11 protein-coding genes are annotated in these 9,952 nt (G+C 40.9%); 5 read left to right on the top strand and 6 right to left on the bottom strand.

The genetic code is table 11. The features are described from left to right. Positions 1–155: 155 nt before the first annotated feature. The 3 genes from AC1DWN_RS19435 (at position 156) to AC1DWN_RS19445 (ending at position 2,608) form a co-directional block, all read left to right on the top strand. Complete coding sequence (locus AC1DWN_RS19435; RefSeq protein WP_477560554.1) at positions 156–992, top strand: helix-turn-helix transcriptional regulator; 837 nt, start codon at positions 156–158, stop codon at positions 990–992. Positions 993–1,110: 118 nt separating this feature from the next. After that, on the top strand, positions 1,111–2,196 hold the full coding sequence (locus tag AC1DWN_RS19440) for a Gfo/Idh/MocA family protein (protein WP_477560555.1): 1,086 nt from the start codon (positions 1,111–1,113) through the stop codon (positions 2,194–2,196). 133 nt (positions 2,197–2,329) lie between these two features. Next, positions 2,330–2,608 (top strand): hypothetical protein, encoded by a 279-nt coding sequence (locus AC1DWN_RS19445; RefSeq protein ID WP_477560556.1) that lies wholly within the window; start codon positions 2,330–2,332, stop codon positions 2,606–2,608. 118 nt (positions 2,609–2,726) lie between these two features. Here AC1DWN_RS19445 and AC1DWN_RS19450 read toward each other — a convergent pair whose 3' ends face one another. The 4 genes from AC1DWN_RS19450 to AC1DWN_RS19465 all read right to left on the bottom strand — a co-directional run bounded on the left by AC1DWN_RS19450 (position 2,727) and on the right by AC1DWN_RS19465 (position 5,185). After that, positions 2,727–2,903 (bottom strand): hypothetical protein, encoded by a 177-nt coding sequence (locus AC1DWN_RS19450; RefSeq protein WP_477560557.1) that lies wholly within the window; start codon positions 2,901–2,903, stop codon positions 2,727–2,729. 60 nt (positions 2,904–2,963) lie between these two features. Continuing rightward, positions 2,964–3,443, bottom strand: a complete 480-nt coding sequence (locus tag AC1DWN_RS19455; RefSeq protein ID WP_477560558.1) for a hypothetical protein — start codon at positions 3,441–3,443, stop codon at positions 2,964–2,966. A gap of 187 nt (positions 3,444–3,630) precedes the next feature. Then, the gene (locus AC1DWN_RS19460; RefSeq protein ID WP_477560559.1) at positions 3,631–4,758 is read right to left on the bottom strand and encodes an NADH-dependent flavin oxidoreductase; all 1,128 of its coding nucleotides are present in this window, start codon (positions 4,756–4,758) and stop codon (positions 3,631–3,633) included. Positions 4,759–5,026: 268 nt separating this feature from the next. Then, a complete protein-coding gene (locus AC1DWN_RS19465) occupies positions 5,027–5,185 on the bottom strand; it encodes a hypothetical protein (protein WP_477560560.1) in 159 nt (52 codons plus the stop codon). Between the two features lie 205 nt (positions 5,186–5,390). Between AC1DWN_RS19465 and AC1DWN_RS19470 the strand changes: the two genes are divergently transcribed. Together AC1DWN_RS19470 and AC1DWN_RS19475 are read left to right on the top strand one after the other, a co-directional pair. Next, the gene (locus AC1DWN_RS19470; protein WP_477560561.1) at positions 5,391–5,789 is read left to right on the top strand and encodes a hypothetical protein; all 399 of its coding nucleotides are present in this window, start codon (positions 5,391–5,393) and stop codon (positions 5,787–5,789) included. Positions 5,790–5,999: 210 nt separating this feature from the next. Then, positions 6,000–6,839 carry a DegV family protein gene (locus AC1DWN_RS19475; protein ID WP_477560562.1) on the top strand — a complete coding sequence of 280 codons (840 nt, stop codon included), beginning with the start codon at positions 6,000–6,002 and terminating at the stop codon, positions 6,837–6,839. Positions 6,840–6,922: 83 nt separating this feature from the next. Here the strand turns inward: AC1DWN_RS19475 and AC1DWN_RS19480 are convergent, their stop codons facing one another. Together AC1DWN_RS19480 and AC1DWN_RS19485 are read right to left on the bottom strand one after the other, a co-directional pair. Further along, entirely contained in the window at positions 6,923–8,440 is a 1,518-nt protein-coding gene (locus AC1DWN_RS19480) for an oligosaccharide flippase family protein (RefSeq protein ID WP_477560563.1), read from the bottom strand. Positions 8,441–8,532: 92 nt separating this feature from the next. Continuing rightward, positions 8,533–9,651, bottom strand: coding sequence for an amidase domain-containing protein (locus AC1DWN_RS19485; RefSeq protein ID WP_477560564.1), 1,119 nt, complete (start codon positions 9,649–9,651; stop codon positions 8,533–8,535). Positions 9,652–9,952: the final 301 nt, after the last annotated feature.

Consider the following 9,952-nt stretch of genomic DNA (forward strand, 5'->3'; position numbering starts at 1 on the left):
AAGGATGCCCCATTTTAGTTTTTTTGCTGTCATGCTATAATCACCTCGACATTAATTTTTATGACTATATTGCGATTATAAGAGTTAAACAATAAAATTAAAATGATATTATTTTGTAATTAATTAAAACAATATTGTTATCAAGGAGACCAATTATGCAAAGACAAAGCGTTCTTGTAACTCTGCCGCATACACCTTTATTCTGCTTTCCTGAATCCGTTGGCTTTTGCAAGAAATACTTCAACCACAAAGTGCTGAGAAAGGCCGGATCTCTAAACAATTTCAATATACACTATGTTGCATCTGGTAAAGGATACGTAGAATATGACGGTACGGTTCATACCTTAGAGGCTGGTGATGCCGTCCTATACTTTCCATTACAACGTCAGCATTATTACAGCTCCGATGATGATCCTTGGGATATTCGTTGGTTTCATTTCTATGGCAATGGTCTACAAGACTATATGATTGAAAGAGGTCTTCATAAGAGCCAGCTCTGGACGCTTCGCCAAACTGCTGATTGGGAAGCTGCCCATGAAGAGCTTCTAGCGGAAACGGAAACTCATCGTATGCTGCATCCGACAAAACTATCTACGCTTACCTATGCATTGCTCGCCATATTTATCGAGCAGGCTATACCGTTAACAACCAATAAAGCCATAACTTCCGGTAATCGCATTATGGAATTGCTGCCTATCATGCAGCAAGAAGCAGCACAACCCTTCATTCTAGAGCAGTGGGCCCAACGTGCAGGTGTTAGTACTTACTATTTCTGCAAATTATTTCGCAGCGTCATGGAAATGACTCCTATGGATTTCATCACACGCTGTCGCCTTCAGATGGCCAAGCAATGGCTGCTCGAACGCAAAGAAACCAACATTGGGCAAATTGCAGCTGAAGTCGGTTATCCAAGTGTCAGTTATTTTAATAAGCGATTTATGGAGCATGAAGGCATGACACCAACGGTTTATCGACAAATTCATAACCTATAGCAAAAGCTTGCTAGCAAATCTTGTCGTAATATTGTAGTCCATTGTCCTATTTCCATTGTTCCAAGCTGCTTTGGCCTGTGCTACATTGTAACTATCAACATGCGAAGGAGTAAATTCAATGACGACGACTATACGAATTGGAATAATTGGAAGCGGAGGTATTGCACGTGCTCATGCTTCTGCCTATAAAAAAATGCCTAATGTTGAGATCGTTGCTATAGCAGATAGTTTTCCGGGGAAAGCACAAGATTTCATCAATCAAGAACAGCTTCCAAATGCTAAAGCTTTCGAGGATCATAAGCAATTGTTGGAGCTAGACATTGACGGTGTCAGCATTTGTACACCAAACTTTGCCCATCACGAAACATCTGTTAACGCATTAAATGCGGGAAAGAATGTACTTGTTGAAAAGCCAATGTCTGTGACACTGCAGCAATCGATTGAAATGATCGAAGCGGCTCAAACGAGCGGCAAAATGCTTACAGTCGGCTTCCAGCCTAGGTATGACCCCAATATGAAATTGATTAAAAATATTGTGGAATCAGGTACACTTGGTAAAGTATATTTCGTGGAAACTGGCGGCGGAAGACGTCGAGGCATCCCTGGCGGTACTTTTGTCCGTAAAGATCTTGCAGGCGCAGGTGCTATGGCTGATATCGGCTGCTATTCACTAGATATGGCGCTTCATGCGCTTGGAAATCCTAAGCCGCTTACCGTATCGGCTTATACGTCCAATCATTTCGGAACTAATCCAAAATACTTCCAAGATGCTTCAAACTTTGACGTTGAAGACTTTGGCGTAGCCATGATTCGACTTGAGGGCGACATTGTCTTGAATTACAAAATTAGCTGGGCGATGCATATGGATACGCTTGGTGCGACTATTTTCCTCGGAACCGATGCAGGTCTAAAAGTTACTCCTGCTGGTGCTGGACCGTGGAGTGGTGTATGGGATGGCAGCGTGGGCAGTATGACGTTATATAATGATGTCGTTAATCAGCACGTAGAATCAAATATTCCAGTTATTCAACACGGCAAAAACTTGTTTGATGAGAAAGTGATGGACTTTGTCGCGGCCATCAGGGACAATCGTCCTGCCCCTATTCCGGGCRCAGAAATACTATATAATCAAGCGATCATCGATGCAGTGCAGCKTTCTTCGGCTAGCAAACGTGAAGTAACGATTGATCTACCCAACTGGTAATTTTCTATTTTTCAAACCGCATTTTACTTGTCGATAAATAATTAATTCCTAGTTCAAGTTGTGACAAACACTGCGAATCTTATTTGATAAAATAGTTTTCCAGTGTCCCTCAACAAAGAATAGGAGTGAAAAAATGGAACGAATTATTAACCAGCATTTCACAAATGAAACGATCACATTTGATGGTTTTAGCTTTGTCGGTTGTACATTTACGGATTGCGTCATTATTATTGCAAGCTTAGATTTCAACTTTGAAAGCTGCTCTTTTTATGGTTCAGCCATTCATGTAAACCCTAAGCTCCCGATTTTCGAGATTTCCCATCGTCTATCGCAATCCATATATGATAACGAAACATCTTGCTCTCGAGACAATTTTAGTTATCCTAGAAATGTAATTATGCTTCCCGTTTAGTTCTAGAATTCTATACCCCTTCCGTGCAGAACAATGAAGTTACTGCACGGAGGGGATTACTTAGATGATAAAAACTACTCTAAGAAGAGTAGCCTAAACCAGCCTATTCGTTTATTTATTAAACGGAGGAGATAATGCCACGATTCGTTTTTTTAGCGTAATTAATAATGGTCTCATACTGCGTCTTAGCAATGCGGCGCTCTGACATAGCAAGCTCAGGATTTTTCACAATTTCAGCAAGCATCTTCAGCTCCTGCATTTCTTCAGTTGTTACTTTGACCTTTATTTTGGCCATTTGATCTCCCCTCCCTGATTAGTTTCGATATTATACGCACTTCGGATAAAGAATTCTACGCTACGGCAGTGGTTCTTTTGAATTTGACTCCACTATTTCTTCTGGAACGCTATTAGCAAGATCGTTGTTCTGCTTTCCTTTCAAATAAGATAAGCCAGCATATCCTGCCAGTAATGAGCTGCTGATTACAGCAAAGTCATCATCCGTCTTCGCCATCGACAAAGCTGTCTTAGCAACAATCCCAGTACCAATCGCTATTAGAAGATCTCCAAGAAAACCGAGGTCGATAAAAATCTTTTTCTTCGCATCACGCTTATTTCGAAGACCTATTAGAAAAATCAAGAAGTAATAAACACGTTGAAACCATTTAACGAACCAATTTGATGATAAGGTAATTCCTTCTTCATCATATTCTATGACAAGTTTTGGTAATTCGATTATGCCATTTTTCACAAAATGACCTATAAGTCCGCCAATTAGGCTCATTGAAATCGGCAAGCCGAATAATTTCAGAAAATCATGCAGGCTTGAGATGACCATCGGATTACAACCACCTTCCTTGAAAACATACAATAAAAAAATCGTATATGTACTATTTCAACTGTATGTAACAGATCGGCGGTTCACTACTATTTTTTCGAACAAAAAAAGAGTGCTATTCCAAAAGGTTCATAGCCTTTTGAAACAACACCCTGTTGGACGCTTTAGAGTTTAATGTTAGATGTGCCTAGTCACCGATTGGAAACCATCCCGGTGTATGAATAATAACTTGCCATAGTGGAGTTGGTACGACCAGTCGCTCTTGATCCTCTTTGCTGAGCGTTGTCTTAATTTCATTCTCTCTACCCTCTGCAACCTTCTCTACCCAATCAGGCTCAACTATAATTTCGCGGCCAAGTGCAACTAGAGGTACACCTGTCTGCAGAGCCTTCAGCRCATCCTCCGGCGTATGAATGGAACCTACCCCGATTACAGACACTAAATGTCCGATACGCTCTTGAATCAACTGCATGCGTGACTTTCTATCGTCTGCTCCGCTTCGCGGTTTTGACCAGAAATCAAGTACCGAGACATGGAGATAATCCAGTTCTTTCGCTGCTAACTCATCAATCAACGCATATGTGTCGTCCATTGTTATGCCCGGTGTTGTCGCCTCTTCCGGTGAAAAACGATATCCGACAATAAATGGAAGCTTTGCATGCTCAGCTACTACTCGCTTTACCTCGTCGACTACCGCAAGTGGAAATGTTAAACGCTTCTCACGGCTTCCTCCATAACGGTCATCACGCCTATTGGAGTGAGGGGAGAAAAATTGCTGCGGAAGATAACCATTGGCACCGTGTATCTCAACGCCATCGAATCCTGCTTCTATTGCTCGTCTTGTCGTCGCGCCAAAGTCACGAATAATAGCTTCAATTTCTGCCTCTTCCAGAGCTCTTGGGGTAACTCCCCCTTTATTCTGTTCTGAAGCAACCGCACTTGCGCTAACGACATCACCGTTTGGAACGAGTTCCGGTGGGCACTCTTTTCCGCCATGGAATATTTGCAATACGGCCAGCGATCCTTTTTCCTTAATTGTAGAAGCCAACCTTCTAAGGCTTGGAATCAACTCATCTCGATCACCGCCAAATTCTCCCGGAAACCCTTTTCCATTTGGTGATACATTGATGCATGCAGTAACGACCATGCCTACACCACCGGATCTTCTCGCGTAATATGCCAATTCTGCGTCTGACACGGTTCCATCCTCATTAGATGAGAAATTCGTCATTGGCGCCATAATGATACGATTTTTCAGTACATGCCCGCTTCTTACAGAAAAACTTTCGAATAAAGGTTTATAATTTGTATTCATCTTATTTATCTCTCCCAGGGTTTAAATCTGCCATTCATTACTAACTGTAACCTTTTCGGTTACTGTAATATTAAAACATACAGTTAGTGATGTCAAGCTGGATCAGTTTTACCCTTTTTAGAATGCCACTAGCACAATCAAAAATACGCTAATCGATTGGCCCCGTCCATACAATTAATATGACCATAACAGCCAAGTAAATAAGCAAAATGGCTAACGACCTATTTATTTTACGTTTCACCATTACATTTACAAGCGGGCGTAGCAATTAATAGAAAAAAACAGCTATCATCACCGGAACGGTAATAACTGTAATTAAAGATAATATCGGCTTAAAGATGAAGTCCACTTGCGATCCTAAATAAATAATGACAAGCACTAAAATAATTGCGCTGCACAACTTCATGAAATGGTTCAACTGGGTCATTAACTCACTCCCTAAACTAGCTCTAACAAACAAATGATGTGCAGCGATGCAACAAGCTCTTTATATGTCATTCTTCTTAAAGAAAGTTACCCATCTGGATAAAGAATGAAACAATATATACAGCTTTACCATACCCTGATTCCATTTTTATAAAGACCAACTCGACTTTTTTCGATATACTAGATCATATCTGAATAGTGAGGTGATGATAAAAGTGAAACATTATAGTAAATGGTTAATGCGTATCTCAGCTGTCTATGCTTTGATTGGGGCTTTCCTCGGTTCTGACATGGCGGGAAGAGAAGATTACACTCTTATTCCAGTACATACTCATATCCTGCTTGTGGGCTGGTTAACCCTATTCGCATACAGTATATTTTATTATGTAGTTAAAGAAGTTAGCATGAAGAAAATAGCAAAATTACATCTATGGGCAAGTATTATAGGTGGCGGACTTATGCCTCTTGGCATGTTTCTGTACAAAAATACAGAGAATATAGCGACCCTACTGTCATTTATTATTCCCGCCTCTATTTTGCTGATTGCCATGGTTTCATTTATCATCATTTTATTTTTTGACAAGAAAGTATTTGCACGCGATTAAAGGCAATGTTCGATTCAAGTCAAAAGCAAACGAAACGGCTGCTCCTCCTTAAGAGGAATGCGGTCGTTTTTCATTTAAATATCGCTAATAATTACAGTGTGTAAAGCCAAAATTTGAATCTCTCATACTTAACGTAGTAAACTATAAAGAGAGTCAGCAGCAATCACAACAATGTTGGTGGTTTATAACAGCAGCTAAGGAGACTAACATATGCCTCGTATACGGATAGTAACAGATTCCACCACAGACTTGCCGAAGGAAACACTAGCAAAATATCAAGTAGAGGTTATCCCGTTAACTGTATATGTGGATGGGGAGATCTATGAAGATAATGTTACGATTGAACCACTTGAATTTATTCATAAAATGAAAAACTCCGACGAGCTTCCGAAAACATCACAGCCAGCTGTTGGTGTATTTGTAGAGGCTTATGACCGTCTCGGAGAAGACGGAGACACGATTATTTCTATTCATATGACCAGCGGTATGAGTGGAACGTATGCATCGGCTTACGCAGCTGCTGAAATGTCTTCAAGCAACGTAATCGTCATTGATTCACAAATGATTTCACAAGCGCTTGGCTTTCAAGTTATAGAAGCAGCAAAAATGGTTCAGGAAGGCTGTTCGGCAGATCAGATTGTCGATCATGTGAAAGATATTCGTAATCGTACGACTTTGTTTGTTGTCGTAGAAACGCTCGATAATTTGGTCAAGGGTGGACGAATTGGAAAGGCGACAGGATGGATAAGTACCATTCTAAGCATTAAGCCAATCGCGATAATAGAGGAAGGCGTGTATACCCCATTCGCAAAAGTGCGTACCTCAACCCAAATTATAAAAAGACTGATGGAACGGTTTGAGCAGGACATTCTAGGTAAAGAAGTTACCGAAATCGGAATTTCTCATGCGGATAACCTGCCATTAGCTGAACGGCTTCGTGAGGAAATTGGCCGGATTACCTCTACTATTGTTCGAATACGACCAGCCACTCCTGTCATCACAACACATACTGGTCCAGGGGCTATTGGTTTTATGTATTGTACAACCTAATTGTACAACTTTACATCGTATGTTCATTTCAACATTGTGAGCGGCTGAAGACTCGAAGCCAGTTGCTCCATGTTTCTATAGTCTTAGTTGCGGTATCGTATATTATAGTAAAAGAAACGTAGGAGAATATATAAACCTGCTGCTGCGCTGAACATAATCATTCCTAAATAGGTTTTTATCGTTTCAGACAAGTCATTAATGATAGGGACAATGAAAAATGTTGTTACTAAAAGCAAGGCACCTGCAATACTGATGACGTCCAGCAAAAGCAGTTTAAGACGAAATAAATAAGTCCATCCCTGCCTTAGAGCACAAATATTCCATACGACTGCTACAAATTCTAATGCGAGTATGCCAATCGCAGCTCCCGCATATCCAAAACCAGGTATACGCACAAGAAAGTAATGTGATAAAGCAGACACACAAATACCAACGATTAGTCCTGTAAGCGGCACTTTCTTGCGATCCTGCGCCCACAGCATACTCGTCGTTAATTCTCGCAAGCCGACCAATAGCGGGATAATTGCAAGATAGCGAATCGGTGCCGCCGCTTCATCAGTACCGAAAATAAGTCTAGAAAGCTCCGCCCCATACACTAGCAGAAACAATCCAGCTGTCCCCCCCCAAACCCATCCCAGTTCAAGAGCCTTCCGCATTCGCAAGTAAAAATGTTTATTTCTTTTTTCTCGCCAATCGGTGACGATTTTAATGGTCACCGTATGAGATAAGGCGGCTGTGACTATGGTTGGCATATAGACGACAATAACCGCCATACCGGTAATGACACCAAACATAGCGGTTGCTTCTGAAGCAGTATGCCCTGCTGCCTGTAATCGGTTAGGAATAACAATGGCATCAAAAAAATCAGATAAGGGGACAAGCATGCGTGTGAACGCGATGATCAGCGAGGAGTGGAAAAACCAAAGCAAAACAGTACGAATCGTCTTCATGGACGAGGCTCCCCGTTCAGAGACCTCATTTTCTTTTCTGCTTGAAAGTAAAAAAAATAAGATTAATGTGCTGAAAGCTATTAAAGCACCAATAAAAGTGCCAAGAATACCGCCGCCTACCGCAATCGGAGAACCTTTATGCAAAAAGAGTACAACGAGTAATAACATAGAAGCAACACGGACCGCTTGTTCTATTAATTCTGATAAGGCGATCATTCCGTAATTTTCAAGCCCTTGTAAATATCCTCGCAGCAAACTAAGCAAGGGTACTGCAAACAGCGCGGGCGCCAAGCAGCGTATAGCAAAATCTAACTTTGGATTTCCTATCATACTGGCAATATCGAACGCAAACCAGAAAGAACAGAAACTAATGACTCCGCCAAAAATGACCATAACCGTAGAAATAATTTTGAACCAAATCCAACCTCTCACAGCATTTTTCGCCGTGAACATGGCTAATACGGTTGGAAACCCGCCCGTTATAACCATCAGTGCGAAGCCATAGTAGGAATATACCATTTGGTACATCCCTACCCCTTCTGCTCCAACCAGCCTCGTTAACGATATCCTCCCAAATAGCCCAATCACTTTCACTATAAAAATAGCGCTAGTCCGTAACGCCGTTTGTTTGAACAAAAGCGGCAGCTTCATTGCCTCACCCCTAGTTGACCAACAACCTGTCCTTATAATTCTATGATAAAGAGGATACAGGTATGTCCGAGAGGGTATAAACTGCTTGCTGCTTAATCATTCATATGAATAAGCAGGTAACCGGTATGCTTGTCCCACCCAAGATCAAAAGGTACACGGTAACGGTCAGCTGTATGGGAATTAACCAGCGGATAACCATTCTCGTCAAAACCAGTCACAATGGAGAAATGATCAACATCGCCGTGAATGACATAGGCAATTAAATCTCCAGGCAATAGTTCTGAAATGGCTCCATTCGGAAATTTTTCAGTTGGATTAACGACTTCAGTAAATAAGCCTTGCACAATGACCTTTCCATATCCCGAACGGATCAAATAATTTTTGAATCCATCAGTCTGTACCCACGACTTGCTGCCTCCTACCGGATAGAAATAACGCCAGCCACCTGACATATGCAGGCCGCCGCCTTCATCCTGATCACCGATTACTTGAGAAGCAAAGTTGGTGCAATCACCGCCTTTACTTGTATAATCCATATACTTGGGGTTGTAACGATGATTATTTCCAGCCCCCCACGCAATTCCCGCATATTTATTGGCAAAAGCGACCGCTCGATCACGATTATATTGATTGCCGACAGGAAAATCCTTTTTATATTTTGCGGATGGTGCAAATCCTGTTGCGGTATCTGGAATCAATTGTGAATTCTCATCAAGGGGATCCAAAAACCATTCTTTATAAAGATACCATTCGCCCTTCATTTTTTTCAAAGTGAGTACGTGCCGGGTGCCAATACCAAATGATTGGGGGGGGAGAATTTTATTCAAATAGACATAACTAAGCTTTAATGATTGAACGAGTGACACCTTTGCTGTGTTTCCATCGCTCTTGATACGAGTAATTCGAATATCGCTCACCGCATCAACGAAATTGATTCCTCTTCGTTCTCCCCAAGCATGTATATATTGATTTCTATGTAGCTCTTGACGCAATGCGTAACGACTCGCTGAATGATCAAGCAAATAAAACATCTCGATATTTTCTTTATTGGTCTGGTTTATTAATTCGGCTCGTCCTTTATATAATTGATTTAAAAAAGAATCGATTCCTTTATCCGTTTCTGATCCCGCTTCTAGAAGTGGAACTCCTGACATAAAAATAACGGCAAAAATAACAGTAACTTTTATAGTTAACATTTTGAATACGTGCATCAATTCTTACCTTCCTCCTTTGCCTCTATACTTACTATTTTCCAAATGAATGCTCTTCATCCCAAACGCTAACTTTTGGTATTTATTACAAACCAACAACAGAACTGCTCGGAGTTGAGCAACCGTTACGATCAGCTATTCTCTTTGACACAAGCTTGAATATAAGGTAAGTTATACAGTATAATATTATATATAAAGATATAAAATATATATTAATTAAAGGAGAGAACTTTTCGTGAATTCTGAACAACTAGATAAATTTACAGACATCACCATAATAGGCGGAGGGCCAGCCGGTATG

It is taken from the genome of Paenibacillus sp. P4_A7 (assembly GCF_056402455.1).

What these genes read in the sequence shown, in the direction of transcription:
- AC1DWN_RS19455 (WP_477560558.1), bottom strand. Translation starts at nt 3,443, where the DNA reads ATGGTCATCTCAAGCCTGCATGATTTTCTGAAATTATTCGGCTTGCCG.
- AC1DWN_RS19480 (WP_477560563.1), bottom strand. Translation starts at nt 8,440, where the DNA reads ATGAAGCTGCCGCTTTTGTTCAAACAAACGGCGTTACGGACTAGCGCT.
- AC1DWN_RS19435 (WP_477560554.1), top strand. Translation starts at nt 156, where the DNA reads ATGCAAAGACAAAGCGTTCTTGTAACTCTGCCGCATACACCTTTATTC.
- AC1DWN_RS19445 (WP_477560556.1), top strand. Translation starts at nt 2,330, where the DNA reads ATGGAACGAATTATTAACCAGCATTTCACAAATGAAACGATCACATTT.
- AC1DWN_RS19465 (WP_477560560.1), bottom strand. Translation starts at nt 5,185, where the DNA reads ATGACCCAGTTGAACCATTTCATGAAGTTGTGCAGCGCAATTATTTTA.
- AC1DWN_RS19475 (WP_477560562.1), top strand. Translation starts at nt 6,000, where the DNA reads ATGCCTCGTATACGGATAGTAACAGATTCCACCACAGACTTGCCGAAG.
- AC1DWN_RS19470 (WP_477560561.1), top strand. Translation starts at nt 5,391, where the DNA reads ATGATAAAAGTGAAACATTATAGTAAATGGTTAATGCGTATCTCAGCT.
- AC1DWN_RS19450 (WP_477560557.1), bottom strand. Translation starts at nt 2,903, where the DNA reads ATGGCCAAAATAAAGGTCAAAGTAACAACTGAAGAAATGCAGGAGCTG.
- AC1DWN_RS19485 (WP_477560564.1), bottom strand. Translation starts at nt 9,651, where the DNA reads ATGCACGTATTCAAAATGTTAACTATAAAAGTTACTGTTATTTTTGCC.